The sequence below is a fragment of the Candidatus Brocadia sinica JPN1 genome (assembly GCF_000949635.1).
Lineage (GTDB): Bacteria > Planctomycetota > Brocadiia > Brocadiales > Brocadiaceae > Brocadia > Brocadia sinica.
The window spans coordinates 548,211-575,010 of the sequence record NZ_BAFN01000001.1; the positions used below are offsets into that span (position 1 = coordinate 548,211).

Genomic DNA, 26,800 nt, shown 5'->3' on the forward strand with positions numbered 1-26,800 from the left:
TTTCCTTTTTTACTATTTCCTCCCCCCATATTAAAAATTATCCTCCTATTCCTCCCTTTCTAATGTTGTATTTATTTCTTCATTAGGCTTCCAAAGCACACGCTTTAAAGTTATCACGCTCACGGGACAATCCTTACAATTCCCACACCGAATACACACATCGGTGTATTTTATGACGATACCATCTTTACTAACAAAGGGGCGATACTCCTTGCCTTCATCATTTACATCCACCTGTTTCAGCGCACCTACAGGACACACCATACTGCAACGGCCGCAAAGGATACATTCGTTTGTCTCCACATTGATGCTCAGGTCGCACTTCAGACATCGCAATGCCTCTATCTTTGCCTGATCTTCGTTAAGACCGAGTTCTACCAAATCAAACGTACCAGCCCTGTCCCCCACGGGAAGCATTTCCATTTTTTGCCGGGGCACAGCATCATAGTTTTCTTCCCGTAAATCGAATTCATTGTCCAAAAGCGTAACCCATACTTTTTTCTTAGGCTCTTGAATCTCCTCCCCCCTAATATATTTATCGATAGATTTTGCAGCAGTATGTCCTTGTGCAATACATTCAATAATTGTACTTGGACCAAGCGTTACGTCACCTCCTGCAAAAACACCATCCTTATTAGTCACAAGAGCATTATTTACGGCAATCGTTCCCCACTTGGTTACCTCTAACCCATAACCTTCACCAAGAAATTTCAGGTCGGCTTCCTGACTGATAGCAGTTATGATACAATCCGTTTCTATCGTAAATTCAGAACCGGGAATTGGCTCAGGCCTCCTCCTCCCGCTACTGTCAGGTTTACCAAGCCTCATTTTAATACATTCCAGGGCCTTTACTCTTCCATTTTCGGCAATTACCCTGATTGGCGCCGACAAGAAGTGAAACCGGACGCCTTCATGTTCTGCCTCTTCTATTTCCCAGGACAAAGCGGGCATCTCTTCGCGGGTTCTTCTGTATACAATAAACGCCTCCTGGCCTAATCGCTTGGCCGTTCTAACAGCATCAATTGCGGAATTTCCACCACCAATCACCGCAACCTTTTTCCCGGGACTTCGCGTATCGCCAGCATTAACATTTTTCAGGAATTCCAGGCAATCCATGACGCCCTCGGTACCTTCTTCCCCAGGAATTTCAAGCATTTTTCCCTTTTGCGCGCCAACTGCAATAAATACTGCCTTATATCCTTCCCTGAATAAATCAGGAATCGTTTTTCCTGGACTTCCAATGGGAGTATTTGTCTTTATCTCAACACCTCTAGCCAGAATATGGCTTACATCAAACATTATCTGCTCACGCGGCAACCTGTACGATGGAATAGCCCACATCATCATGCCACCAACCTGGGGTTCCTTTTCAAAAACGGTTACCTTATATCCCATCCCTGCAAGGTCATTCGCAGCCGTCAAACCTGCAGGACCGGCACCAATCACAGCAACCTTTTCTTCCCTTTGCTTTACCTTTGGAGGTAAAATCCTTATCTTATTCTTAAAAATATAGTCTGTAACAAATCTCTTCAATGCATCTATAGCTACAGGTCTGTCAAAATCACCACGTTTACATTTGGACTCACAGGGGTGGGGGCATACATATCCACAAACGGCAGGAAATGGATTGGTTTCTCTCATCAGTTTATAGGATTCTTCATATTTACCCTGGCTAATCAAACGGATATAACCAGGCACATCCATATGGGCGGGACATCGATGCTGGCAACGAATATTTTGCTGTAACCAATCCAGATCAAGAAGCGCTCTTATTCCTTTTTTAGGTATAGTTGCTTGATTCATAAAACACGCTAACTTTCTAAAAAAATCCTTAACTAATATTTATACATTATACGACTAACTCCGTTTCCAGAGGTACTTTTTTGCTTGTATCTACAACCAATTTACCACTATCATCCAAAACAACTTCAAAATGATCAAGAGGCCTGGGAGCTGGGCCAGCAAAGTTCACACCATTTCGATAATATTTGCTTCCGTGACATGGACACTCAAAGATATTCTTTTCCCTCGAGAATTCCACTGCACACCCCAAGTGTTGACATACGACAGAAATGGCTTTAAAACTATTGCCATCACGGACAACAAATATCTTCCTCGATTTTAATGTTGTCACTGAATTTTCCGGAAACGCCTTGGGCTCCCCGACAGAAAACCTCGGCGAAGGTTCAAAAAGCACTTTCGGATAAAAAAAACCTTTATATCCCAAAATTTGTGATAGATACGCCCCTATTGTAGCAAAAAACAAACCCCAACCAGCCAACGTTAAAATATTTCTGCGAGAAAAACTAAACCAAATCCCCCCCTCTTTTTCTGATGTATAGCTCCGGTTCCTTTCCTTTATTTCCATAATCAACCTCCTGCCTTGAAAACCTTTCAAATCCCTTATTTTTCTGGACTTTTAGCGCAAATTCTCACTTTGCAACCGAAAACATCTTCTATCATTTTACGAAAGGCGAATATTATATTTATCAATGAAAAAAGTCAAGGATAATTTATCAAAGGATGCAATATATTTGTATTTTCATGTTTTTTTTATCAACAAACGATATGCATTTTCCATATTTTCTACCTTTACGATTTTATGACCCTCTTCTTTCACACTCCTGGGAACGCTTCTTATCGGCTCGCCATCATCCAATATTACCTCTAAAATCTGACCGGAATCCATCATTTCCAGCTTTAACTTTGTTTTTACAAAATTAATCGGGCAAAGTACGCCTCTTAAGTCAATTCGATCATCAGGAACAATCTTTCCATCTTCTACCATTTATAAAACTCCAAATCCTTTTGTTTGTAACTTTTCCTGGCCGTTCTCTTATGTAACGGTCTTCCCGTTGGGGTGAAATAAAACTACGATTCAATCATGAATGTATTTCTTCTTCTTTAAATTGTTTCTTTTCTTCATCAAAAACCCATGATTTTATCTCGATCCTCGCGCCGTTTTCAATGGCAGCAATCATATATGAATATCCGAACCACGCATGCTCCGTGTCGAATACCGACGGAATGGCAGGATGGTCTGGATGAGAATGATATATGCCAATGATTTGAAGACCTTTCTTTGTTGCCTCCCTGTCAATCTTTAGAAATTCTTTGCCTTCTATTTCATATCTGTCATGAGTTCTTTCTGTATTTTTATTTTGTACGTGACGGACTTCAACCACCCTTTTTTCAGATGTGTTCACACCAATTAATAATCCGCAACACTCAGAAGGATAACTCTTCTTTACCTGTTCCTCTATTTCCCTGAGCTTGTCATTATCGATACGCAGCAAGACCTTGACTCCTCACATTTTCTCACAAACTTACAGTTACACGCCTGCCCAAAAACTTGTACTCAAATAACGATCGCCCCTATCGGGAAAAACCGTAACAATTGTACCTCTCTCAATTTCACTCGCAATCTTCAACGATGCAACAAGCGCAGCGCCTGAAGAGTATCCCACAAAAAATCCCTCTTCGGCCGCAAGCCTCTTCACAGCCTCGTAAGCTTCTTCTGTCTCTACCGCTATCTTTCTATCAGGAAAATGGTCATCGTAAATACCCGGGACAATTGAAGTCGCCATATGTTTCATACCTTCCAATCCGTGAATTGGAGTAGCCGGCTCAACTGCTATCACCTGAATATCAGGATTGTATTCCTTCAAACGCCGCCCCGTACCCATAAGGGTACCGCTTGTACCCAGACATGCGACAAAATAATTCACTTCACCCGCCGTTTGCTCCCATATCTCCACACCTGTTGTTTCAAAATGCGCCTTCCAATTCGCGGGGTTATTATACTGATCTGCGTAAAAATACCTTGAAGGCTTTTCATTTACCATCCTTTTCGCTTCTAACATGGCGCCATCAGAGCCCTGCAATGGGTCCGTAAACACCATGGTAGCTCCAAAGGCACGTACAATTCTCTTTCTTTCTTCGCTAACGTTCAAAGGCATCACCAAAGTTACTTTATATCCTTTCGAGGCGCCAATGAGGGCATAAGCAATGCCGGTATTTCCGGAAGTTGAGTCTATGATAATTTTATCATGCTTTAGTCTTCCTGATTTCTCTGCCTCTTCTATAATCCGCAAGGCTGGCCGGTCCTTTACTGACCCGCCCGGATTAAACCATTCTGCCTTGGCGTAGACTTCCACATCCTTATTTTTTAATTCTTTTGTAATTCTGGCAACCCTTAAAAGGGGAGTATTTCCTACTTTATCCAAAATTGAAGTATGGGAAGGCTTTTTTGATATGTGTTTCGCGTTTTTTCCCTTTGTCACGATAGTTGCCATGATGCTACCTTATCTTTCGTCATACAAATAACTGTGTTTCTGCACCATCAGCTATTTCCAGAAGGGTAGTTAATCCCAGGATATCATCAACCCGTGATCTGACAACGGATTCTTCCAGTTCCATCAATTTTACAGCGCCTGTACACGCATAAACTTTTAAATTCCCCATAGCTCTTACATCGCGGAGGAGTTCTTTGAGCGAGATTGGATTGATCTCCTCCATCCGTTTTGATAACCTCTTTCCCTCTTCACCATATTCAGCAGATAGCTTTGTTACATCAAACTCTTCATTCACAAACCTTTTCAATGCCCAAAAAAAGAGAAAAATATACGTTTCTCTTCCCATTGATGCCGCTGTTATAGCCAGAGTAACAATCTGATAGAGTTTATCATAGGTGCCGCCATGAGCAAAGATAACGAATTTTTTTTTATCTTTCACCTGAATATCCTTATGAGGATTTTACCAATGTACCCACGACTTCTTTCCTGAACTTTTCCAAACCTACGCGGTCTATACAGGAACCGATTCTTTCCTTAGGTTTACCGTTCTCTTTATACCATTTTACCGTTGCATCAATAAAATCGTTTACTTTATTATCGGGCAAAAAATTTGCTACTTCATTCGCCTCCCGCGGGTGTCGTCCATGTTTTCCACCTACACGCACCAACCAGCCCTTCTTTTTGTCCTTCCAGGCATCCGTCGGACAAGCCCTGATACAATCACCGCAATAGACACATTTCGATTCATCAAACATTGGTCTACCCTCTTTATCGGAGACAATTGCGCCCTCCTGGCAGGCCTTGGCGCATAAGGTACAGCCATTACAGAGATCTTTGCTCCACACCGGATAAACTACTCCCTGAAACCCAAGATCCATCTCCCGTGTCCTTGTACAATCAATCGGACATCCAGAAAATCCCATTTTAAATTTATGAGGACACGGCGTGCCAAAAAACTTCTCGTCGACCTCTAATGCCTTGGATTGTGTATCCATAATTCCATTGGGATTGTATTCGCAACCACCGCACGCCGTAGGCACCCTAACCCTCGGACCGCAGGAGGCCACTTTCTGTCCCACCGTTGCCAATTCTTTCACCACCGCATCGAAGTCATTAATGTGAACACCAATGATCTCCACCGATTGTCTGAAACTCAAGTGACAGTATCCTAGGCGACTGTATTTCTTCGCAACCTCTGCAATTTTCAACAGCTTTTCAGGAGTAATCCTCCCACCAGGAACCTTTAACCGTACGGTAAAGAGGTCTTTTTGCGTCTGTTTTATAAAACCGCCAGATTTCAATTCATTCAGGTCGATTCTCTGTGTCATAGTCTTTTCCGCCATTCAAACTCCTACCATTCTTGGTATAACTCATCTTTTTTATAAACAATTAACAAAACACCAATTATGTAAAGCAAAACCCAGCATAATTACCAATTTCAATATTAACAATTCACAAAAAATCTTGCAAGAAAAAAGAAGTCTATAGACATTGTCGACTTAATTATCCTTTGAGATTTTTTCAGAAACGATCTCAATCATCTTCTTTTTTGCCTCCAGAACACCTTTTTTCTTAACTAACTCAAGCATATCAAGCCCCGCAATTCGCTGTAAGATATCTCGCCTTACAGATTCTTCTCTTATCTCGGAAAGTATCTTTCGCCGCATCTCTGATAAAAGTTTTGTAAATTCGCCATATTCATCTCCAAACTGTTTTTCCAGAAATTCCCTTATATTGCGAGCTAAAGCTGGACTTGCTCCTCCCGTTGAGATACTAATACAGAGATCGCCCCGCATAACGGATGAAGGCACAATAAAAGAACAAAATTCCGGTTTATCGACAACATTTACCAGGATTCCCCTTTCGACAGCATCGGAATAAATCATTTTGTTCACCGCGCCATCATCTGTAGAAGCGACGACGAGCGCCGCTTCTTTCAGAAATTTTGAGTCATATTTCTGTCTCACCCGTTCAATCCCCGTTTCTTTTTCCAATTCCGGGCAAAACTCAGGAGATACCACCGTTACCTTTGCGCCGGCATCCTTCAGACTGCACACTTTGCGCCAGGCAACGTCACCGCCACCCACCACCACACACTTCTTATCCTGAATATTCAGGAATATAGGATAATATTTTGCCATCGTACCAAAGCCCTACGTAAAGTTTTCACCTCTGACTAAATCTTCGTATGTCTCTCTTTTCCTGATGATACAATACCGATCACCCTCTACCAGCACTTCACACGGACGCGGACGAGAATTGTAGCTGGAACTCATCGAAAAACCATACGCACCGGCGCTGAATATCGCCAGCAAATCCCCCTCTTTTACCCTGGGTAGTGCCCTATTGGCTGCAAAGACATCGCTACTCTCACAAACCGGACCCACAATATCTACCAAATCCATACCCGTTTTTAGCGGGGATTTATCAGAATTTTCCACCTTTGGCATCCTTATAGCTGTATTTACCGGCCATATCCTGTGAAAGGCATCATAAAGGGCAGGACGTATCAGATCATTCATGGCCGCATCACAAATAATAAATTTTTTACCATGCACGGTCTCTTTTGTATAAATTACCCTGGTAACCAAAATCCCGGAATTTCCCACAATAAACCGTCCCGGCTCCAGAATGAGATTACATTGCATCTCTTTCACCAGCGGGAGTATTTTCAATGCATACTCTTTCGGTCCTATTACTTTTTCCCCTGAATATGAGATACAATAGCCGCCTCCTATGTTCATAAACTCAATATCCAGCCCCGCATCTCTGCAGTTATTAACAAACTTCACTACCTTCTTAAGGGCGCGAACATAAGGGTCAACCGTATAAATAGGTGAACCCAGGTGTACATGTAAGCCGCACAGGGCGACATTCTGATAGAGTGCAGATTGCTTAATAATCCTTTCGGCTTCGGTAAAATCGATACCGAATTTGTTTTCCTTTTTCCCCGTAGTAGTCTTCGCATGCGTTTTTGCATCGATATCCGGATTGATTCGCAAGGCTATCCTTGGCACCTTTCCTGACTCCTGGGCCAGGACATTAATATGCTCGAGTTCTGCCAGCGATTCTACATTAAACATAAAAATGTCATTCTCCAGGGCATATGTTATCTCCTTGTCTGTTTTTCCCACACCAGCAAACACAATCTTTGACGGATCGCCGCCAGCCTTAATTGCCCGAAACAACTCACCTCCGGAAACCACATCGAAACCCGATCCTTCCTCTGCCAAAACCTTACAGAGAGAGAGGTTCGAATTGGACTTCACAGAAAAACAGATCAGCGTATCGACATCCTGAAATGCCGTTTTTAATTCACGATACCGCGCCAAAATCGCACTTTTACTATAAATATAGGCAGGTGTCCCAACCTCTGACACAATATCTTCTATCTTTACCTTCTCACAAAAAAGTGTATTACCACTGTAATCAAATATATCCATAACCTATTATCCGTTCATCCTTTACTCAGTTTCTTTTCCCAATATGCTATACGTTTTTTAACAAAACCCGGCGCCGTAGAACCGTGACTTTTATAATTCTTGATACAATTTTCTACTCCCAGCACTTTATAAACATCCTTTTCTATAACGGAAGAAAATGCCTTAAAACTCTCCAACCGCAAGTCCATCAACCTGCATTGCACCCGAATGCACTCCCTCACGATCTTCCCGACAATCTCGTGGGCCATACGGAAGGGTACACCCTTTTTGACCAGGTACTCTGCTAACGCAGTGGCATCAATAAATCCCTTTTCACATGCCAGCATCATCCGTTCACCATGAAAGTTGGTATTTGCCACAAGCTCGGTCAGAACGGATAATGAAGTCTGAACAGTATCCGATGCATCAAATATCGCCATCTTGTCCTCCTGCATATCACGATTGTAACTCAACGGCAATCCCTTGAGCAGTGTGAGCAAAGACGTCAAATGTCCAAACGCACGACCACATTTACCCCGAATCAGCTCAAGCACATCGGGATTCTTTTTTTGGGGCATAATGCTGGAACCCGTACAATAGGCATCACTGATCTCAATAAACTTCACCTCATCGTTGCACCAGATAATCCATTCCTCACAAAGGCGGGATAGATGCACGGCAACCAAGGAGAGACAAAACGCATACTCAACACAAAAATCCCTATCGCTCACGGCGTCCATGCTGTTTTCATAAACCCCATCAAAATCGAGCAGTTTTGCCGTAAATGCGGGATCGGTTGGAAGTGTAGTACCTGCAAGGGCACATGCGCCCAGAGGCGATTTATTAAGCCGGGCAAGACAATCCTGAAGTCGCGTCTTGTCACGTTCCAGCATCTCCACATATGCCAACAAGTAGTGTGATACCAGCACCGGTTGGGCGTGTTGAAGGTGAGTAAAGCCAGGCATAATCAATCCAAAAACCGCTTTCCCCTTTCTCACGAATTCTTTTTGTAATGCCGCCAAGAGACCTATCGTTTCGCGCGTCTGATTGCGCGTCCAGAGCCGCAGGTCGAGAGCAACCTGGTCATTTCGGCTTCGGGCGGTATGGAGCTTTTTGCCGGCCTCGCCAATCCGTTCAATCAGCGCCGATTCAATGTTCATGTGAACATCTTCAAGAGACTTTTTGAACTCAAACTTTTCGGCTTCTATTTCAGCGAGAATTTCCTTCAATCCCTTAACGATTGCATCCTTTTCTTTCTCAGTAATAAGCTTACACTTAGCGAGCATGGTTGCATGGGCAATACTTCCCTCGATATCATATTGATAAAGCCGCCAATCGAAGGAAACTGATTCAGTAAACGACTCCACCGATGACGCCGTCTGCTTCGTAAATCTACCTCCCCAGGGCTTTTTTTGTTTCATAATCACCACTCTTTTGCTTTGAATCCCCAGAAACATCCAGCCAAAAAATAAGTTAAGTAATATAGCTAAATATAAAGGGTGAGTCAATATAATTCAACAATTCAAGCGATGAGATTCTATAACATTAGCTAGCGGCGAGGAAAAGGAAACTGAATAAACAATTTTAGTGTCTTTAATCTTGATATGAATCTGTATGAGGGATAAGTTATATTGACATCATTTTCATGAGTGGCGAGATTGGCAATAAATTTAAGGCAGTATTTTTGGGTGGCATGGCCAAATCCTGTCCCTGTACGTTTTGAACAGGGATTGTTTGCCCGTGTCTTACCTGGTCTGCTTATCCTTCCACCTATATTCCTTCGGGTTTTCAATCCTTATTATAGATCACAATACAGTTGACTTTAATAACATGCTTTGATCGAATTGTTTTTAGAACATTTCCTGTTTCTTTCGGTCTAATGGGTCTATAGACATTTTGTTTCTACTCCTTTTAGAGGACTTCGAGGAGTCGTGTTCATGATATTCTTTTATGAACGTCTTGTTTGAAAGGGTATCAATCTCAGCGCATATTCTTCGTTCCAACCATTTCAAAAACCCTTGATTTCCCATTTTCTCTTTTGTTTATGAATTACTTGTTTTTTTATTTTGATTACCGACATCTTCGCTACCCTCTTTTCTTTTAAACAACCGAAAAGTTTGCAAAATAACGTCCGCTATATCAGAAGGAATCAATAACAAAATAAAGAGGTTAAAGCGCATGGCATACGGTTATCGAGACGTCAAATACTTCTTACTCAAGATTCATCAACATTGCGGACTTCTTGACCCTAAGCTTTCAACTTAAATACGAAAGACACTTATTTAATGCAGGCAGATTTAATTCCTTCAAATGCACTGACATAAAAAAACTGGCTTTCGAGTTTAAATACGGCATAATTTTTTGCCATAATTTACAACTACGAATTATTCTTGTCAAGGAGCAAGCAGAACCTTACTTTGATATAGACAATGTCCCAAGCCAAAAAGTATTTTCAGTTGACAACTTCTTTTTACATCACTATCATTTTCAGAATGATTTCATTCGACAATATGAAGCAGCATAAAAAATTATTTCTCCTGTTCTTGCTGACATTATGCCTCAGCGGCTTCATTGCACCCGTAATAAAGGTTATCCTTGATACATTGACATCATCAAGTTCTTTCATGGCAGATTTGCTGAACTATAAGCATGGAAGTTATGATTTTGGCAGGGTCATGCGCCGTATCATGATGGCGATGGCCATTCTCCTTATTTTCCTCATGAGAAAACAACTGATGATCGGCTCCTTTGTCGCTCTTGGAATAAAACCTGTCCAGGGTTGGTGGGAACAATTACAGATGGGATTTTTCCTGAGTACGGGGATGTTCATTTTATATATTATCTTCTTGTGGATATGTGGTACTCAAATATTTCAACCCGATGCAAAATCCCCCACGGAAATGATCTTTCAACTCCTGAAAATATTATTGATCGCGGGTCTTGTGGGATGTATCGAAGAAATATTATTCCGGGGATTTATCTTTCAAAGTCTGTTGGCGGACTTACAGACCGTATCCGCTATTTGTATCAGCAGTCTATTTTATTCCTTATTACACTTCTTTAAGGTAAAATTATTGGTAACGCCCGGTTTTCAACCTTTTATTGGCTTTATCGTCATCTATCAATCCTTTAAGGATATTGCCGTAAATTTTCCTGCTATTTTACCTTTAATAATCGGCCTTTTTCTTGTTGGCGTGGTACTCTCTTATGCATATTTTCGAACAAAGTCCCTGTATCTCGCTATTGGAATCCATGCTGGGTGGATATTTCTCATTAAGGCGAATAAATTATTCTTTGATCATGTTGGAATGAATCTAAAGTGGTTGTTTGGCGATAGCAAAATGATTACTGGCGCACTTGGATGGAGTTTCTTAATGTTTACGTTAATTCTCATACGATTTGTAACAAAAGCAAGAGTAGCGTGCAATGGAAAAGACACTGCAAGAACTTTCTGAGTACGTCGGTGGCACAGTCATTGGGGACCCTTCCATAAAGATACGCGGTGTCATGGGCATCGATGACGCACAGGAAGGATATATTACGTTTATATCCAATGATAAATATATAAAAAAAATCGATCAGACGAAGGCCTCTGCCATCATCGTTTCGCCCAAATTGAAAGACACAAACCCGTCCCTTTCTCAGAAAAGGGAAAGAAGTCTTTTAGTATGCAACAATCCCTATCTTGCCTTTGCCAAGCTGGTAGAACTCCTGATGTACAAAAAGCCCACTTACACAAAGGGTATCGATGATTCTGCCAGAATTGACAAAACAGCTGTGATTGGACAAGACGTTTCTATCCGTTCCTACGTCACCGTCGGTCAAAACACCCATATTGGCAACCGTGTAGTGTTATACCCGTGTGTCTATATAGGAGATAATTGCATAATTGGTGATGACACCATTATTTATCCAAATGCCGTGATTTATGACGATACCGTAATTGGCAAACGAGTAACCATTCACGGCAACACGGTTATTGGAAGCAGCGGCTTTGGATACGCGCCGGATGGCCAGAGCTATTACAAGATTCCGCAGGTCGGCACTACCGTAATCGAAGACGATGTGGATATTGGAGCAAACACAACAATTAACCGCGCCGTGCTGGGAGAAACGATCATCCGGAAGGGCACAAAGATCGATAGCCAGGTAGTTATTTCCCATAATGTGGAGGTAGGTGAAAATTCCCTGATTGTATCCCAGGTGGGCATTGCGGGTTCGGCCAGGATCGGAAAACACGTAACCCTTGCAGGCGGCGCTGGGATTGTTGGACACATCCAAATAGGGGATAACGTCACCGTTGGCGGGTATTCTGGGGTTATCAATGATATTCCAAGTAATGAAACGTATCTTGGCGCTCCGGCGCTCCCTATCAAACGGATGCGCCGATGTTATGTGATCATTGAAAAACTACCCGAAATGAGAGAATATATGAAGACCCTGGAAAAGAGGATAAAACAGTTGGAAGAACGTAATAATTTACCACAGAATACGCAAAACACACAGAGAAGACAGTAAAATGGAAAAACTCGGATTAATAGCAGGAAACGGCCGGTTCCCCATATTATTTGCCAAAGGGGCACGGGATAATAATGTCCCCATTATCGCTGTGGGGATTGAAGGGGAGACTTCTCCGGAAATTGAACAATACGTAGAAAAACTTTACTGGGTTGGCGTCGCCCAGATTGGCAAACTCATCAAGGTATTTAAACAGGAGCATATATCCAAGGCCGTCATGGCTGGCGGACTCAAGAAAACCAACATGTTCTCTTCCTGGAGGAATCTTCGTTTCCTGCCTGATTTAAGAACAATTAACCTCTGGTATAAACATGTAAAAAAAAGGGACGATCACTCATTGCTTGGCGCTGTCGCCAATGAATTATTGAAAGACGGTATTGAATTGCAAAATTCCACCCTCTATGTACCGCAACTGCTTGCCCAAAAGGGCACATTGACGAAAAGACAACCCACAGAAAAGGAACTGGAAGACGTTCACTTTGGATGGCACATTGCGAAAGAAATCGCAAGGCTTGGCATTGGGCAATGCATCGTGATAAAAGAAAAGGTTATTTTAGCAGTTGAAGCCCTGGAAGGCACTGATGAAGCTATCCGTCGGGGTGGAAATCTTGGGAAAGAGAATATTGTTGTCATTAAGGTCAGTAAACATGATTTTGACCCGCGATTTGATATTCCTACCGTAGGACTGGAAACTGTTACAACATTAAAAGAATCCTCTGCATCCGTCCTCGCCCTTGAAGCTGAAAAAACGCTCATTCTGGATGTCGAAGAGACCATCCAGGCTGCCGATCGTGCACAGATTGCCATTGTTGGATTGTAATAATTTGCGGAAACACAGAACGGAAGCAATCAAAAGTCTTATTTTTTAAACCCTATGAAAATCGTTACAACCCTTTCTCTTTGTACTCTTTTTGCTCTATACCATTTTCTTGCAATCGGTTCCACCCTTGCAAATGAGTGGGGTTTAGAAATGCAGCCCTTGGAATTGGACATGTGTGATAGTGTCATATTACATTACGACGGGAAGACATGGAGCCCTGTCTATCACAAATTCAATACGTGGCTTGATGACATTTATGGATTTGATGACAACAACATCTTTGCAGTTGGCGCGCAAGGGGCCATACTCCATTATAATGGAAAATCATGGACGAGCCAGGAAAGCCGTACTCCTTACCGGTTGAACAAAATTTGGGGTAATAGCCCAAACAATATCTACATTTCAGGAGATTATGGCACTATTCTCCGTTACAACGGCACGGCATGGAAAAAACAAGACGTTGGTATAAGTGAATGGCTAAGTGACGTGTGGGGTTCTAACGAAAAATACCTGTTTGTTGTGGGCACTTTGGGAAAGATATTGCATCATAATGAGGAGAAATGGAGTGAACACAATAGCGGGACTACCAATTGGCTTTATGGAATCCATGGCAACGGCAAGGACAATGTCTGGGCAGTGGGAGACTATGGTATTACGCTTCATTATAATGGGAAGAAATGGACAAAACCCATTCATAACAGCAATAACAGGCTGACGAGTGTCTGGACAGCAGATTCAAAAAACGTATTCATTGCAGGCGCGGACGGTTTTATCATTCATTATAACAAAAGGAATTGGACACGGCAGGCAAGCGGTTCGGATAACTGGCTGAGGAGGATATGGGGCATTGATCATAATACCATTTTCGCTGTAGGAGACAACGGTACCATACTTTTTTATGATGGCACAAAATGGAACAAACAGGACAGCGGCACCAACTATTTCCTGCTGGGTATTTGGGGAAATAGAAAGGATAATGTCTATGTTGTCGGATCCAGCAAAAAAGGTCTTTATGACCGTCTTTCAGAAGATGCATCATCCGGATTAAAATCGAAATAATTTTACCTTTTGACATGTATATTTGATTTTTTACCCTTTATCTTTCATGTATTATTTTTCTGTTGTCTTTAAAGCTTAAATTTAGTATTTAAGCTTTTTTCTCTGTGACCTCTGTGGTTAAAGGCCTTTGTTCATGCAAAACACAGCAATCAGTCTTATCGGGGCAACCTTTTTCATTGCACTAACCCATGCCATCATGCCGAATCATTGGATGCCCTTCGCACTGATAGGAAAGGGGCAAAAGTGGAGCTTGACAAAAACGATCCTCATCACTGCAATAGCAGGACTGGGTCACTCAATAACGACGACCCTCCTGGGTTTCATTATCGCCTTTCTTGGATTTCACATAACCAAATACGCTGAAACCATTGCAGAACCCCTGGCAGGTATTATCTTAATCGTACTCGGTATTACCTTTGTCATTGTAGGCAGATTAAGGCACGGTACGCATAACCACAACCACTCAAAATTCTCAGACAAGACCATTGCCATCTCATTATTCGCCATGTTAAGCTCCTCGCCTTGTGTCGCTGCGTTACCTCTCTTTCTTGCCGCCAGCACCTTCAGCTGGAGCACGCTCGTGTTACTCTCAATCATCCTGTCTGCAACAACCGTCTCAGGCATGTTAGCGCTGACCACCCTGGCCTATACCGGTGTAAAGAAAATCCACCTCTGCAGCATCGAAGATTACGAAAAAGAAATCATCGGTGGCATACTGATCCTCATAGGAATAATATCGCTCATAGTGCATCATTAAGTACTTCCTCTCGTTCACACGCTCTGCGTGAGAACGAGACACTGGACGCTCAGCGTCCCACACAGAATAATGAAATATGAGAAGTCGATATAAATGTTTTCACGACCTCAGCCCATACTTTGTAACCTTCAAGTGGAAAAGAAAACATTTAAAGACGATAGAATGTACCAATTATGGCAGGAAGGGTTTCATCCATAACGAATACAATCGGAAGCAATGATGCTACAGAAATGAAGATTGATAACAATCCGGTGAGAAGGGGCTATGTAGATGATCCTATTACCTCTCGTCTCCCTTTCTTTCCTCCCTCTCCATCTTTTCTAAGCGCAATAGTAACCAGATGGATGCACCAATGGCAAAGGGCAAGAGGATGTATTGAATAATTTCAAGTTTTGACCGTGGCGTTGGCGGAAGCTCTGGGGGAGGAACCGGCGAGGATTGCACCTGCTGAGTAGTACTCATTGAGTTTGTTTGGGTCCCCTGTGCCAGAATGGCAAAAACGGGATATGCAATATTTGATATGAGCAACAGGCAGAAGGCTATAAATACAGTTTTCACGGTTGAATTCAAGCTCGATTTTATTTAATAAAGAGTAACTTCTTGTACATGTCATATTCATCCTGAGCTTCTTTCAATTTGCCCAGCTTATTATAAGTATCACCCAGCAGAAGATGTGCATTGGCATTCCCGGGGTCCAGTTCCAGCAATTTCTCGCACGTGACAACTGCATCGTTATATAATCCCTTTTTATTGTAAGCAAACGCGAGATTATATCGTGCTTCATGATTTTTAGGATTTATGGTTACAATCTTCTTGAAAACCTCAATGGCCTCATCAAACATCTCTTTATCATTGTAAATAACCCCGAGATTATAATAAGCATCGTCATAGCTGGGATTGATTTTCAGGGCCTGCCGGTAACATACTGCCGCCTTATCAAAAAGTTTCTTTTCACCATAAAGACAACCCAGATTATAATAAACCCCGGCATTATTGGGATTCAATGCTACATATCTTTCAAGCGCGACGATAGCATCACCAGCCATCCGCCTCTTAACATAAAAACTTCCCAGGTGGAGATACGCTTCAGAATCATTGGGATTTAATTCAATCACTTTTTTAAAGGAAGTTATTGCCTCATTCGTCATACCAAGTTTGTTACAAGCCAAAGCTTTCTTTTTATATGCATCGACCATCGTGGCATCCATCTCTGTTGCCTTGTTAAAGGACTCAACGGCCTCTTCTAACCGACCCTGATTAAAGAGTTCTAAACCTTCGCTATAAAGGTCCTGAGCCGTAACCGGCTTAACAACAGGCAACGTAACAGGCGGAGTTTGGACAATTTGAGGAGTTTGTACAACCAGCGGAGATCGCTCAACCTCAACGGCGGGAGTTTCTTCCCTGACTACAGGTGGCAACTGCTGCTCTTCAACGGGCGTTGAAATAATCTCTTTAAATTCCACAGGTTTTTCAACCGCATCCTCTTTCTTACCGCATCCGTAACAGGTGATTAAAAAAATACACAGAGAAAAAGTTAAACCATTGCAAACCGATTTTAAAGAATAACAGACATCTGCCCTGCATGGATTTTTCATATTCATACTCTTGTATTTTCCTGAAAGTTGGCAATTTTAAAGTAGACAGCATTGTAGTATGACAAGAAAAATTGTCAAGAAAAAATGCAGAACGATGTTGTTAAGAAAGAGTACATGGGGCAATGCTTTTCATAAGTAACCAAATTAATTGCCCCATGTCTTTATCTAAAATATCATTATGAGCATCAGGTGGTTTATTTGCTCCCTTGTTTGAATTGTACCCGTCGACGATAATACTTGCATCAATCATTATTACTTTTCTCTTATCTTCTTTCGGTATCGATGATAATTTCTCCAAATCTGTTTTGTAATTATTTGTCCATTCGATTACCCGAAATACATCTTTGTTTTTTCTTTCCTTGCATACGCTAAACCATATTTGCCGCCCACATGCCGCGCGCCGGTAATAAAACGTGCGGTTTGATTTGCCAGGTCATATCGGGACGTTGTCAGTGTGAAAACAGTAGGATACTCGTTAAATGCTGCATAAGGAGAGCCTTCCCATCCTTCTTCTTTAACAAACCTTTTTGCGCTGAACGCCCCCTGTAATCCTATAAAAAGATCCACGTGTGATTCTGATGAACTATTGCGCAATTCAGGTTTTATATATTCCTTACTAAAAATTGCCTGAGAAAGGAGACGCGCTCCCATGCTGTGACCTATGGCAACAATCCCGGGACTAAAATCTTTTTTATATTCTTTCTCACAATAGTCCTTAAATTCTTCTTTTGCCGGCAATACAACGTTATGAATAATCCAATTTGCCAGCGTACATCCAATTTCATCCGCATCGTCTTATTTGGTAAAATAACTGAAAAGAAATGAGGTGTTTTTTTTCAGCCAACTATTTTCTATTCCGAACCATACGGAAGGCCATGTAAAACCAATTACAAGAGGTTTAAAGCAATCGTTTTGCTCTTTCCTGGCAACCTCTTTAATATTATCAAGTATGGTATTATAGCGATATATTGATTCCTGCTGATTGTTATTCCAACCCATAGGAAAAACAATAATGTGAGAATATGGCCTTTCCTGCTTTTCCGGCTCTTTACGCCATGCCTGCACTTTTTCCGTTAAATCACTTACCAGCCTTTCTTTTAAGCGTTCAAGCGCCTCATATCCATCCTCGTAATTTAAGTTATCATTCTTATAAACGTCATAGGCATTATAAAGAAAGTATGGCTTTCTGTGTGTATTAAAAGGACTGTTATCCGGTTCTTCAAAATAACGCGCAATATGAGTTATTAACATTGCCGTGCAGTACTTTGTATATTTCACAAAATTTTTATTTCTTTTCTGTATCGCCTCCTTAATTTGACTGTTTTCACTATTTTCATCTAATTCAGGAATGAGTGAAAATCGGTCCGGATAATGCCGCTGTGGAATTCCTCCCAATGATTCTCTTTCCCTTTTTTCAATACCAATAAGATAACCATCGTTTTTTAATGAGAGATGTGATATCCGGGCAAGGTCACTATAAGCCAGATACGTTTGTATTTTGGTGTTTTCGTAAATGTTTCTTGTTTGCATTTTATTGCCCGTGCATCCGGTAATAATTGATATTGAAAATAGCACGCTGACAAAAATATGTTTTCTCATTGTTACTCTCCCGGTTGCTGAATCAATCCGAAAAGAATCCCCCCATTAACTATGATAACGCCGGTTATCTTCCAAGCGTACATTTATAGACCCGCAATAGATTTCATTGGTGAACAGAACTATACTCCACAAGCAATGATGGAAATATTATTCTGTTACACCGCTAAGCCCGCCTCAATTTAAACGATTTACCTCTATTGATTCTATATATAATTCTTTCTCTGTAGATTTTTTGAGATTCACCTTGAAAATCACACCGCGAACGCCAACAGCTATAGGCCTATCAAAGAAACGCCGCAAACCAACCGCAGTATCTGAGGCAGACACCACGTTAACAGACCCACCCGGAACCGACTGATTTCCCAAGTTTTTGTTGTACTCATTTATTTTCTTTGCCAGTGAGAACGCATCATCTTCTTCTGTTATCTCTATATTCTCAACAATAGTCCGTCCTTCTGTGTCTTCTATAGTGGGAGAAGTTAATGATGGCGCTGATGTTTCCACTCCTGCTGTTGAAGTTCCTTCAGCTTCTGGTTCCTGTGGTATTGTTGTCTTTTCCTTGCCCTTTTTTGGCTGCGTTCCGGTGGTTTTCGATTCTTTAGAGGCTCTAATCTTTGTTAGCCTATCTAATTCCTTCAGCATCTTTGTTGTAATAGGTTGAACGTTTGCGGCGCCACCGCCAAACCTTCTTTTCCGAATATTCATATCGATTGCCCTGGCATAATACACTTCATTAATTACCGCTATCCAAATGTAATCGCTATCCTTTTTAATCTTTTCAATGAATTCGGCAGATAGAGATCGATTCTCCAATATTTCCCTGCCTGCTTCATTAAACTGTGACCGGGCCAACTTCAAAGTTATATAGTTTATACCAGAAATTCCTCTAATTCCTTCGGCACTGTTCGTTGCAATTTTATAATCATACGGTTCAAGAATAAAATTGTTTTCTTTCCCGAGTTTTAATGAATCAGTTCGAAAGAAAATATCTGTAAGTAGCCTGGCAGGAATAGCATAAGACTCTGCTGAGGGAATTTTTAAAGAAACCTCCCCTATTTTATTCAATGAAAATCCAAGGGCGACATTTAAATATTCAATCGGGACTAATGCATTTACATCGGCTTGCGTAATGTTGGTAACGGTAAATTCGGGAAAAGCCACTTGCCTTAACCGGTTACAATCACCACCGGTAAAAACATCCTGATCACTTGTTGCAACCGGCATTATAGAGACATCCGCCAAGTGCGCTTCATCCTTAGAAATGGATTTTTTCATGGCATCCGTTGTGCTTGGAAACGAAAAACGGTTTGTATAAAAATCATTTGCCAGGGTTGACGTACCATTCATGGATTTTAATTCATAGAGAACATTGGTAACCCAGATCCCTGCCTTGCCTAATCCCCCTACCTGTTCAATTAACTCAGTTTCATACGGATGTGTTGGAAGCAGCCAAATGTCTCCTGCCTGCACATCTTCACGGGGAGGGAAGACGGGGAAAATACCTTCTTCAGACATGGTTCTTGTCCATTCTTTATATATCAGTCCACTCTTAAATTCCCGGGAACTACATCCAGAGAATCCCATAATCGCGGCCAAACAGAAAGGCAAAGAAATTTTCTTTATGGCTCTAAAAGCATTCCTAATGCCCTGCTTCAAAATCATTGGCTTCTTCATAAAACCCTCCGATTCTTAAAATATGAGTTTAGTTTCTTCTCTTGATGATACGTCAAGAAAACAAAAAAGCCTTACCGCCAGGATATTCTATAGAAATCTTCGGCAGTAAGGCTATCTTTTTTGGAAGTAAGGTTGTCTTTTTTACATCCATGTAAGCTAAAGACCCTCCCTTTGCGTCCCCTGTTCTCCCAGGGTTTTGCTCTTTTCGTATATTTTTGCTTTTCAGAAATCAGCAAAAACCATCCGCAAATTTCAGGGTAAATCTACCACAAACAAACGCATTGTCAAGAAAATACCAGGTTAAAGATACAAGGTTTACTGTGGATTTTTCTTGATTGTTTCTTTACGCTTTTCTGATATGATAATAACACTTCTCAGTAATTCTTGTAGTACCACCTTTTAAAAATTTCTTTTTTACAAATTTTACAACCCCTTTCTCTTCCTTTTTAGGGGGGATTTGGATGCGGCTTTGCAAAACTATGAATTGAGACAACTATGGTAAACAATGTCAAACATCTGATAATCATTGGCGGTGTCGCGGCCGGGATGAAGGCGGCGGCCAAGGCACGGCGTGAGTCGCCTGCGATGAAAATTACTGTCATAACAGACGAACAATACATCTCCTACGCGGGTTGTGGCATGCCCTATTTTATCGGGGATATCATCAGGGATTCAAAAAAACTCATCCTTCGGGAACCGATCTATTTTAAGAACATGCATAACATTACCGTCCTTACCAGGCATCTGGCAACGGCCATTGACACCATGTCCAAACAGGTAAGGGCCAGGGACATTGAAAAGGGCCAAGAACTTGTCTTCGATTATGACAAGCTCATCATTGCCACAGGGGCACAACCCATTGTTCCTCCCCTCCCAGGCATTTCTCTGAATAACATCTTTACGTTAAGAACGATTGATGACACATTAAAGATACGGGCTTTTGTGGATGGCGGGCAGGTAAAAAACGCTGTAATCGTGGGTGGCGGACTTATTGGTATGGAAATGGTGGAAAATCTGGTTCTGCGAGGTATTAAGGTGACCGTTGTTGAACTCCTGGATCAAATCTTGCCCCCGCTGGACAAGGATATGGCATCAATTGTTCAGAAGTACTTAATGGGAAAAGGCATCGAGATCATCACATCGGATGGTGTAAAGTCCTTCGAGGGAAATGACAATACGGTAATAAAAGTTATTACTGACAAACGGCAGTTGCCTGCAGACATGGTTATTCTCTCCATCGGCATAAAACCCAATATCAAACTGGCTCAGGAGTCTGGTATAGAGATTGGCACAGCACGGGCCATAAAGGTAAATGAGCGTATGGAGACAAACATCCCTGGGGTATATGCTGTTGGGGATTGCGCAGAAAATATCCATTTAGTAACTGGCAAACCAGCGTGGATTGCGTTAGGTTCAACAGCAGCCAAAATGGGACGTGTTGCCGCTATCAATGCAACAGGTGGCTCTGATACCTTTAGGGGTGTCCTGGGGACCTTGATTGTAAAGATTTTTGAATTGAATGTCGGAAAGGTAGGTCTCTCCGAGCGGGAGGCCGTAAAGGAAGGGTTTCTGGTCGAATCTGCTATTGTCCCGGCAGGAGATAAGGCCCATTACTACCCTGAGACAAGGGACATTATTATCAAACTCATTGCCGATAAGACTACAAAAAAACTCCTGGGAGCAGAAATCGTTGGGGAAGGTGTGGTCGATAAACGCATTGATATTATCGCAACAGCTCTTACTTTTGGCGCAACGGTTGACCAAATCTCCAAGCTCGACCTGGCCTATGCCCCTCCTTACGCCATGTCCATGGATGCTATTATTGTGGCTGCCAATGTTTTGGGCAATAAATTATCTGGAAAGACGGAGGGCATCCTTCCCCATCAGGTTGCAGAAAGGCTGGATCGAAACGAGGATTTTGTATTGCTTGATGTAAGGACAGACTTAGAGTATAAGAGCGGCCATATCAAGGGATCTAAACACATTCCCCTGGATAAACTTGCATCACGGGCTCATGAACTCGACATCTCCGGGGAAATTATCACTTACTGCCGTGCAGGCCTGCGAGCTGCACAGGCCTATCGCATCTTAAAAAATGCAGGATTTAGCAATGTGAAGTACATGGATGGCAGCATTCTGGCATGGACGTATGGAATGGAAAAATAATACTTTTACAAAAAATATAGTATTTATGGATAAAGAAAAGCTATTTACGGTGTATCATGAAATTTATGCAACAAATTTTGGTTTCATGTCATGCATAGAAAAATGTGATGGCAGGTGCGAACAGAAGCCGTTGTCCGTGCTCTTGCCGTATGAGAATGAATTTATCTTTACACGGAGCGGCAAACATATATGCAATGAAACGCTCAAGTTACCGAAAGGCGCCCTCGAAATTATTGGCAATACCTGCAACTTTACCGATGGCGTACAATGCTTTATCCACACGCATCGTCCCATTGCCTGCCGCTTGTATCCCTTCTATCCAAATTTAACAGATAATGATGAATTAGAACTGCTCATCGATGACTACTGTCCGCTTACAGAATCATTGATCAGGGACTCTGCCTATGTATCTAATATCATATCGGCATTAAACAAGCTTATACCTTTAATCGATAAGGATTACTGGAAGATGCTGAACCAAATACCGTCACACCTCTGGGATGATACCTGTAAGGTAAGGCGTGTGTGCGTATTGGCTAAAGACTTGCAATGAACCGTACCCGTCATAATTTTCAATCAGAGTTGCGACGTAGACGCGCCAGAAAGTTTATAACACCTTTAGATGGAAGATGCCTGATAGCAAATACTGCCGGAAATGAGGGTAAATATATTTTTTGAGGCGGCATCGAAAAGTTGGCTGTAAACATCCTTTTGACTACCATCCGGCAATCTGATTCCACAGAGGTCTGCCTCAAAACCCTCCCTGATTTGTCCCACGTGTGATTCAAGGCCAAGCGCCTTTGCCCCATTTATCGTAGCCATAGAGAGTAAGGTTTGTGGTGAAATAGCATAGTGAAGAGATAAGAATTTCATCTCGTCCAGGATGCTTAAGGTGTCGTTGCTTGCCAGACTGTCGGTGCCCAGTCCGACAGTGATCCCTGCTTCCAACAGCTTCCGTACGGGATGGTTTGTGTGTCCAAAAAAACGGTGGCTCCTGGGACAAAACGCAACACTTGCCCTGAAAAATTTCATCAGGGAGATTTCTTCTTCGGTAATATAATTGCAATGGATAAGGATCGGATGATTATCTAAAATCCCTGTTCCCTTCAGATATTCTATGGGAGTAAGTCCCGGTGGTTGCCAGTTCGCTGGCATAGCACGCAACTGCCGTAAAAAGGCGGGAAAATTCCCCGTGCCCTTTGCCAGAAATTCAATCTCGTCCTGTGTCTCTGCAATGTGTGTACAAAGAAACATACCCGTCTGTCTGGCAAATCGAGCCACTGCCTCGTATAACTCCTTCGAAACGGAATACGGCGCATGGGGGGAGAGCCCTGCACGAAACAAAATATCTGTTCCATATTCATGCGTTAACAATTCAGATTGAATTTTTGCAAGAACATCCTTTGCATGGTCGGGATTCAGGTCAATGACTTCTTTATAAACAACCTTACGTAAAGGACTCTTTTTTAATACAGAAAAAGAATACTCAGTATTGGCAATGTCTGCAACCGTGGTAGTACCTGCCTCAATGCAAAGCTTAATCCCTTTTTCTATCGACGAGGTATAGTCCCCTTCTTTCCATCGTATCCTTGCCCCTATTAATTGAAAGACCCAGTGGGTAAAATTATTCGTTGGTTTAATGTGATTATGCAGGCTGGTTAAATCAAGGTGGGTATGAATGTTGATAAATCCCGGAATGATTACGGCATTTCCCAAATCAATAATCTTATCAATCCCGGCAAGCGCCTTGATTTCGTCAAAGGTGCCAGTGCGGTATATCTTTGTACCGTTAACGGCCACCGCCCCGTTCTCAATACATCTTTCCGGATTGAGAATGAGATACTTCGACCTTATCATGAGCATAGTAATATTTTATTCAACAATTGCATTAAATTTGAACGATGTTGGTAAACTCTCAAAATAGCTGCGTTCGTTTTCATCCTTTCAAGCATTATACTTTATCTTTGAGTGTTGAATGGCTGAAACTCATCGCTGACTTATTCTATCGATAGTCCCACTCTTGACGATAAGGCATTTGTAACACGATCAACCTCATCGGCTAATTCCTGGAGTTTTGCCATTACTGTTTTTGCATTTTCGTTTGCCTTTGTAATATAGGGTTTTAGTGTTACAATCCCCGTTGTGGTAAGATCATTGCCAAGCGCTGTTTTTATATCTGTCAGATCACTAATGAAAGGTTGATACGTACTCTGCACTTTTTGCGCCAGGTTTGTGATACGGCTAAATGTATTGCTCACTTCCCCGCGCCGTTCTTTTCCCTTTGAACGTAATTCTGAATTGATGATGTTTGATAACTCTTTCTCCCAGGTATCGAAATATTGTTTCCCTTTCATAGCCATATCATCAGCATGTTTACTCATATTGCGCGAGTTTTCTGTTGTACGGTCCAGTTGTTTTACAAAATTTTTATAAGGCTTGTAAAGATCTCCCTCTCCGGTTTTTGCAATCTGGTTCAGCGCCGTAAGAGTCTCAGTTACCTGATTGAGATTCTTCGACAGTTCTTTGCGGAATTCTTCAATGCTTGATACCGCCTTTTGTTTTTTTTCAGGACCGGTTGTGGCACAACCAGAAAAAAAAGCCTGAGATCCCCACAGAATAATGAAAAAAGTTGCAAGGCCAAGCGCATTCCATATGATTGGCCCTTTTTGCTGTTTATACTTCTGTAACCATTCATCGGTATATTTCAACATATCCTATCATCTCCCCCTGTAAAATAATTTATATAAAATGGCATGATAAAATGTTTTGCTTGCGGAAAAAAGGCAAGGGGCTGCTAATAATTCGTCACCCAACCATGCCAATCTGGCCCAATATTCCCGCGTTTTTTATAACGTTCCATCAAAGACTGGCATTGGCACAGTGTACTTTGTTGTCCTATATTTTGTGCAATCTCTTTTATGATAATAGGGAAACGGGATACGGCGTTTTCCACGGCCTTACGGTCGGCGTCGCTGGAAAGTCCCTCAAATAATTCTCCAGCCTTAAATGGCCTGTCAACAACCCCCTCTGCGTAGTTGGTGACATAGCAGATGGCGGCATAACACAACTCCAGTTCCTTTGCTAAAAAGACCTCTGGCACAAGGGTCATGCCGACCAGATTACCCCCATAGAACTTATATTTTCTTATCTCCGCGGGCGTTTCCAAACGAGGTCCTTGAGTGCATACATAGGTACCCTTACCGGAAAAATTAATTTTTAGATTTTTTAATGAATTTTTGATACATTCCCGTAATGTCGTACAGAAGACCGGTGATTGACGGATAAATCCTATACCCTGATTTTTATAAAACGTAGATTCCCTGCCGTGTGTCTCATCCACGACATCGTCGATAATGACATATTCACCGATTTGATAGGATGTATTCATAGCCCCCGGACCTGACCACGAAATAATCTGTTTGACCCCGAGTTCTTTGAGGGCATAAATGTTCGCCCGATAATTAACAAAAGGGGCTGTGAGGCTGTATCCCTTTTCTCCGTGCCTCGAAAGGAAAAGCATCTCACCCGATGTGTCCTGAATATGATATATCGGTTGTGAAGGTCCAAAGGGCGTCTGGATCTCACCAATCCTTTTCCCCCTGGACACTGCCTCTCCGGAGCAGGTCATAAGCCTGACTGCCCCCAATTATGGCAAAAGGTACATTGAGGTTATATTTCACCTGAAAATACCCAATGGTCAAATCTTTTTTGTTTTGGATTTTTGAATTTTGCCAAACTTGAATGTGGTGATAAAAGATACTGAAATGACCGTCAAAAAACAACTGCAAAATACAACATCGTCTATGAATTGACAAACAGCCCTTTATGATTATTGCAAGTCGCAATCCCTTCTCCATTGGGGCAATAATTCCTTATGAGACACATTAAGGTGATGGACGAGGGACGACAGACGAAAGGCAATCAGCTAGCTTCTACAGAAAGAGTCTACTTTTCGATATTTCAAATATCTCCATTACAGTTTCAAACGCCAACTTATAAACCTCTAAATCTCTCACACGTTCTATCCTTCTCGTTTCTTTTTCTTCACCCATGTTCCCTCCTTCCCCCTCCCTCCTCTTTCGTCCTTCATGCCTTCTCCCTCGTCCATCCTCTCTCCTTATTTCAATCCCTTCTATTACAGGTCTTCATTCATACTGGCAGGGGGCTACAGATATTGCCATTTTTTATGTCGCAATCCCTTCTATTACAGGTCTTCATTCATACAATCGCAATAGACAGCATTACAAGGCTTTAGGCTTGTCGCAATCCCTTCTATTACAGGTCTTCATTCATACGAGGGGTTGCCGGTAGATGGTGGTTGCGCAACGTGTCGCAATCCCTTCTATTACAGGTCTTCATTCATACAAAAAGACCCTTGAAATTCGCACTTGGCCTACAAGTCGCAATCCCTTCTATTACAGGTCTTCATTCATACCCCGACCTAAAGCAAGTGGGGTGGGAGCAATGTGTCGCAATCCCTTCTATTACAGGTCTTCATTCATACGGCACCCCTTTCCTTTCTCTTGTATTGACAAGTATTTACAAAATCGAGTTTTTACTATAGCGGACGTCCTAAAAGTTAGCCTGAAAATATTCCTGAAATATTTCATAAAAATATCTCCACTCCTTCCGGAACCCTGTCTCCCTGACCAAGCGCCACAAATTTACTACGAGATGGTAGTGGGTAAATCCGTATATCATCTTCGTTACCATCAATTATGTCTTTAAGTTTTTCCTTCAATTCCGTTAATTCCGGCCAGGCAAGTTTACAAAAAAACACCGAATACTGGATATGCGTGCCGATCCCCGAGAGCGTTTTAAAGACCTTCTTTAGCCTTTTTTCATTCGTAATGTCGTAGCAGACAATATAATTGCTCTTCATAATTTACGATTAA

General features: G+C 41.9%; 26 protein-coding genes, 1 pseudogene, 1 CRISPR repeat array and 1 riboswitch. Of the genes and pseudogenes, 8 read left to right on the top strand and 19 right to left on the bottom strand.

All coding sequences use genetic code 11. From position 1 onward, the window contains the following. Positions 1–45: 45 nt before the first annotated feature. The 10 genes from BROSI_RS02485 to argH form a co-directional block, all read right to left on the bottom strand. On the bottom strand, positions 46–1,803 hold the full coding sequence (locus tag BROSI_RS02485) for an NAD(P)-binding protein (protein WP_052562065.1): 1,758 nt from the start codon (positions 1,801–1,803) through the stop codon (positions 46–48). Positions 1,804–1,849: 46 nt separating this feature from the next. Next, a complete protein-coding gene (locus tag BROSI_RS02490; RefSeq protein WP_052562067.1) occupies positions 1,850–2,368 on the bottom strand; it encodes a QcrA and Rieske domain-containing protein in 519 nt (172 codons plus the stop codon). A 174-nt stretch (positions 2,369–2,542) separates the two neighbouring features. Next, positions 2,543–2,788, bottom strand: a complete 246-nt coding sequence (locus BROSI_RS02495; RefSeq protein WP_052562070.1) for a sulfurtransferase TusA family protein — start codon at positions 2,786–2,788, stop codon at positions 2,543–2,545. 94 nt (positions 2,789–2,882) lie between these two features. Continuing rightward, the gene (locus tag BROSI_RS02500; protein WP_052562073.1) at positions 2,883–3,296 is read right to left on the bottom strand and encodes a M67 family metallopeptidase; all 414 of its coding nucleotides are present in this window, start codon (positions 3,294–3,296) and stop codon (positions 2,883–2,885) included. A 36-nt stretch (positions 3,297–3,332) separates the two neighbouring features. Then, a complete protein-coding gene (locus BROSI_RS02505; RefSeq protein ID WP_052562074.1) occupies positions 3,333–4,295 on the bottom strand; it encodes a PLP-dependent cysteine synthase family protein in 963 nt (320 codons plus the stop codon). Positions 4,296–4,314: 19 nt separating this feature from the next. Beyond that, on the bottom strand, positions 4,315–4,734 hold the full coding sequence (locus tag BROSI_RS02510; protein ID WP_052562076.1) for a DsrE/DsrF/DrsH-like family protein: 420 nt from the start codon (positions 4,732–4,734) through the stop codon (positions 4,315–4,317). A 10-nt stretch (positions 4,735–4,744) separates the two neighbouring features. Then, the gene (locus tag BROSI_RS02515) at positions 4,745–5,638 is read right to left on the bottom strand and encodes a 4Fe-4S binding protein (RefSeq protein WP_082058984.1); all 894 of its coding nucleotides are present in this window, start codon (positions 5,636–5,638) and stop codon (positions 4,745–4,747) included. Positions 5,639–5,794: 156 nt separating this feature from the next. Further along, positions 5,795–6,436, bottom strand: a complete 642-nt coding sequence (locus tag BROSI_RS02520; RefSeq protein WP_052562078.1) for a precorrin-2 dehydrogenase/sirohydrochlorin ferrochelatase family protein — start codon at positions 6,434–6,436, stop codon at positions 5,795–5,797. A gap of 12 nt (positions 6,437–6,448) precedes the next feature. Next, positions 6,449–7,738, bottom strand: coding sequence for a diaminopimelate decarboxylase (gene lysA / locus BROSI_RS02525; RefSeq protein WP_052562080.1), 1,290 nt, complete (start codon positions 7,736–7,738; stop codon positions 6,449–6,451). Positions 7,739–7,752: 14 nt separating this feature from the next. After that, positions 7,753–9,138, bottom strand: a complete 1,386-nt coding sequence (gene argH, locus BROSI_RS02530) for an argininosuccinate lyase (protein WP_052562082.1) — start codon at positions 9,136–9,138, stop codon at positions 7,753–7,755. A gap of 703 nt (positions 9,139–9,841) precedes the next feature. On the opposite strand from argH, the pseudogene BROSI_RS18850 reads away from it, so the two are divergent. From BROSI_RS18850 to BROSI_RS02555, 6 genes and pseudogenes are all read left to right on the top strand, one after another. Further along, positions 9,842–9,982: pseudogene (locus tag BROSI_RS18850) on the top strand (transposase); the annotation flags it as partial. Between the two features lie 245 nt (positions 9,983–10,227). Continuing rightward, positions 10,228–11,172 (top strand): CPBP family intramembrane glutamic endopeptidase, encoded by a 945-nt coding sequence (locus BROSI_RS02535; RefSeq protein ID WP_157842334.1) that lies wholly within the window; start codon positions 10,228–10,230, stop codon positions 11,170–11,172. Further along, positions 11,144–12,235: a UDP-3-O-(3-hydroxymyristoyl)glucosamine N-acyltransferase gene (gene lpxD / locus BROSI_RS02540; protein ID WP_052562085.1), complete on the top strand. Its 1,092-nt coding sequence runs from the start codon at positions 11,144–11,146 to the stop codon at positions 12,233–12,235. Before BROSI_RS02535 ends, lpxD begins: the two co-directional genes overlap by 29 nt. A gap of 1 nt (position 12,236) precedes the next feature. Beyond that, a complete protein-coding gene (locus tag BROSI_RS02545) occupies positions 12,237–13,055 on the top strand; it encodes an LpxI family protein (protein WP_052562087.1) in 819 nt (272 codons plus the stop codon). A 150-nt stretch (positions 13,056–13,205) separates the two neighbouring features. Beyond that, the gene (locus tag BROSI_RS02550; RefSeq protein WP_230400624.1) at positions 13,206–14,114 is read left to right on the top strand and encodes a WD40/YVTN/BNR-like repeat-containing protein; all 909 of its coding nucleotides are present in this window, start codon (positions 13,206–13,208) and stop codon (positions 14,112–14,114) included. 133 nt (positions 14,115–14,247) lie between these two features. Further along, positions 14,248–14,871: a hypothetical protein gene (locus tag BROSI_RS02555; protein WP_052562091.1), complete on the top strand. Its 624-nt coding sequence runs from the start codon at positions 14,248–14,250 to the stop codon at positions 14,869–14,871. A gap of 279 nt (positions 14,872–15,150) precedes the next feature. Here the strand turns inward: BROSI_RS02555 and BROSI_RS19630 are convergent, their stop codons facing one another. The 5 genes from BROSI_RS19630 to BROSI_RS02580 form a co-directional block, all read right to left on the bottom strand. Then, a complete protein-coding gene (locus tag BROSI_RS19630; protein WP_157842335.1) occupies positions 15,151–15,333 on the bottom strand; it encodes a hypothetical protein in 183 nt (60 codons plus the stop codon). Positions 15,334–15,449: 116 nt separating this feature from the next. Beyond that, the gene (locus BROSI_RS02565) at positions 15,450–16,472 is read right to left on the bottom strand and encodes a tetratricopeptide repeat protein (protein ID WP_052562098.1); all 1,023 of its coding nucleotides are present in this window, start codon (positions 16,470–16,472) and stop codon (positions 15,450–15,452) included. 321 nt (positions 16,473–16,793) lie between these two features. Then, on the bottom strand, positions 16,794–17,204 hold the full coding sequence (locus tag BROSI_RS02570) for a hypothetical protein (protein ID WP_052562099.1): 411 nt from the start codon (positions 17,202–17,204) through the stop codon (positions 16,794–16,796). A 57-nt stretch (positions 17,205–17,261) separates the two neighbouring features. Continuing rightward, positions 17,262–18,065 carry an alpha/beta hydrolase gene (locus BROSI_RS02575; RefSeq protein ID WP_052562102.1) on the bottom strand — a complete coding sequence of 268 codons (804 nt, stop codon included), beginning with the start codon at positions 18,063–18,065 and terminating at the stop codon, positions 17,262–17,264. 174 nt (positions 18,066–18,239) lie between these two features. Continuing rightward, positions 18,240–19,739: a hypothetical protein gene (locus BROSI_RS02580; protein ID WP_052562104.1), complete on the bottom strand. Its 1,500-nt coding sequence runs from the start codon at positions 19,737–19,739 to the stop codon at positions 18,240–18,242. Positions 19,740–19,837: 98 nt separating this feature from the next. Then, positions 19,838–19,950, bottom strand: a riboswitch (cyclic di-GMP riboswitch). 284 nt (positions 19,951–20,234) lie between these two features. Between BROSI_RS02580 and BROSI_RS02585 the strand changes: the two genes are divergently transcribed. Further along, a complete protein-coding gene (locus BROSI_RS02585) occupies positions 20,235–21,905 on the top strand; it encodes an FAD-dependent oxidoreductase (RefSeq protein ID WP_052562106.1) in 1,671 nt (556 codons plus the stop codon). After that, positions 21,889–22,458 carry a YkgJ family cysteine cluster protein gene (locus BROSI_RS02590; RefSeq protein ID WP_052562107.1) on the top strand — a complete coding sequence of 190 codons (570 nt, stop codon included), beginning with the start codon at positions 21,889–21,891 and terminating at the stop codon, positions 22,456–22,458. The genes BROSI_RS02585 and BROSI_RS02590 overlap by 17 nt, the downstream gene beginning before the upstream one ends. A 65-nt stretch (positions 22,459–22,523) precedes the next feature. Here BROSI_RS02590 and BROSI_RS02595 read toward each other — a convergent pair whose 3' ends face one another. From BROSI_RS02595 to cas2, 4 genes are all read right to left on the bottom strand, one after another. Beyond that, a complete protein-coding gene (locus BROSI_RS02595) occupies positions 22,524–23,768 on the bottom strand; it encodes an amidohydrolase family protein (RefSeq protein WP_052562109.1) in 1,245 nt (414 codons plus the stop codon). 134 nt (positions 23,769–23,902) lie between these two features. After that, on the bottom strand, positions 23,903–24,616 hold the full coding sequence (locus BROSI_RS02600) for a DUF2959 family protein (protein WP_052562111.1): 714 nt from the start codon (positions 24,614–24,616) through the stop codon (positions 23,903–23,905). Positions 24,617–24,699: 83 nt separating this feature from the next. After that, the gene (locus BROSI_RS02605; protein ID WP_200891673.1) at positions 24,700–25,533 is read right to left on the bottom strand and encodes an MTAP family purine nucleoside phosphorylase; all 834 of its coding nucleotides are present in this window, start codon (positions 25,531–25,533) and stop codon (positions 24,700–24,702) included. A gap of 491 nt (positions 25,534–26,024) precedes the next feature. Next, a CRISPR array of direct repeats spans positions 26,025–26,409; the repeat unit is 36 nt; unit sequence GTCGCAATCCCTTCTATTACAGGTCTTCATTCATAC. Positions 26,410–26,511: 102 nt separating this feature from the next. Continuing rightward, on the bottom strand, positions 26,512–26,787 hold the full coding sequence (gene cas2 / locus BROSI_RS02610) for a CRISPR-associated endonuclease Cas2 (RefSeq protein ID WP_052562113.1): 276 nt from the start codon (positions 26,785–26,787) through the stop codon (positions 26,512–26,514). Between the last annotated feature and the right edge of the window lie 13 nt (positions 26,788–26,800).

Excerpts from the sequence above, each read along its gene's own strand:
- BROSI_RS02485 (WP_052562065.1), bottom strand. The coding sequence starts at position 1,803 with ATGAATCAAGCAACTATACCTAAAAAAGGAATAAGAGCGCTTCTTGAT.
- BROSI_RS02490 (WP_052562067.1), bottom strand. The coding sequence starts at position 2,368 with ATGGAAATAAAGGAAAGGAACCGGAGCTATACATCAGAAAAAGAGGGG.
- BROSI_RS02495 (WP_052562070.1), bottom strand. The coding sequence starts at position 2,788 with ATGGTAGAAGATGGAAAGATTGTTCCTGATGATCGAATTGACTTAAGA.
- BROSI_RS02505 (WP_052562074.1), bottom strand. The coding sequence starts at position 4,295 with ATGGCAACTATCGTGACAAAGGGAAAAAACGCGAAACACATATCAAAA.
- BROSI_RS02515 (WP_082058984.1), bottom strand. The coding sequence starts at position 5,638 with ATGGCGGAAAAGACTATGACACAGAGAATCGACCTGAATGAATTGAAA.
- BROSI_RS02520 (WP_052562078.1), bottom strand. The coding sequence starts at position 6,436 with ATGGCAAAATATTATCCTATATTCCTGAATATTCAGGATAAGAAGTGT.
- lysA (WP_052562080.1), bottom strand. The coding sequence starts at position 7,738 with ATGGATATATTTGATTACAGTGGTAATACACTTTTTTGTGAGAAGGTA.
- argH (WP_052562082.1), bottom strand. The coding sequence starts at position 9,138 with ATGAAACAAAAAAAGCCCTGGGGAGGTAGATTTACGAAGCAGACGGCG.
- BROSI_RS02535 (WP_157842334.1), top strand. The coding sequence starts at position 10,228 with ATGAAGCAGCATAAAAAATTATTTCTCCTGTTCTTGCTGACATTATGC.
- lpxD (WP_052562085.1), top strand. The coding sequence starts at position 11,144 with ATGGAAAAGACACTGCAAGAACTTTCTGAGTACGTCGGTGGCACAGTC.
- BROSI_RS02545 (WP_052562087.1), top strand. The coding sequence starts at position 12,237 with ATGGAAAAACTCGGATTAATAGCAGGAAACGGCCGGTTCCCCATATTA.
- BROSI_RS02550 (WP_230400624.1), top strand. The coding sequence starts at position 13,206 with ATGCAGCCCTTGGAATTGGACATGTGTGATAGTGTCATATTACATTAC.
- BROSI_RS02555 (WP_052562091.1), top strand. The coding sequence starts at position 14,248 with ATGCAAAACACAGCAATCAGTCTTATCGGGGCAACCTTTTTCATTGCA.
- BROSI_RS19630 (WP_157842335.1), bottom strand. The coding sequence starts at position 15,333 with ATGAGTACTACTCAGCAGGTGCAATCCTCGCCGGTTCCTCCCCCAGAG.
- BROSI_RS02565 (WP_052562098.1), bottom strand. The coding sequence starts at position 16,472 with ATGAATATGAAAAATCCATGCAGGGCAGATGTCTGTTATTCTTTAAAA.
- BROSI_RS02575 (WP_052562102.1), bottom strand. The coding sequence starts at position 18,065 with ATGAGAAAACATATTTTTGTCAGCGTGCTATTTTCAATATCAATTATT.
- BROSI_RS02580 (WP_052562104.1), bottom strand. The coding sequence starts at position 19,739 with ATGAAGAAGCCAATGATTTTGAAGCAGGGCATTAGGAATGCTTTTAGA.
- BROSI_RS02585 (WP_052562106.1), top strand. The coding sequence starts at position 20,235 with ATGGTAAACAATGTCAAACATCTGATAATCATTGGCGGTGTCGCGGCC.
- BROSI_RS02590 (WP_052562107.1), top strand. The coding sequence starts at position 21,889 with ATGGAATGGAAAAATAATACTTTTACAAAAAATATAGTATTTATGGAT.
- BROSI_RS02595 (WP_052562109.1), bottom strand. The coding sequence starts at position 23,768 with ATGCTCATGATAAGGTCGAAGTATCTCATTCTCAATCCGGAAAGATGT.
- BROSI_RS02600 (WP_052562111.1), bottom strand. The coding sequence starts at position 24,616 with ATGTTGAAATATACCGATGAATGGTTACAGAAGTATAAACAGCAAAAA.
- BROSI_RS02605 (WP_200891673.1), bottom strand. The coding sequence starts at position 25,533 with ATGACCTGCTCCGGAGAGGCAGTGTCCAGGGGGAAAAGGATTGGTGAG.
- cas2 (WP_052562113.1), bottom strand. The coding sequence starts at position 26,787 with ATGAAGAGCAATTATATTGTCTGCTACGACATTACGAATGAAAAAAGG.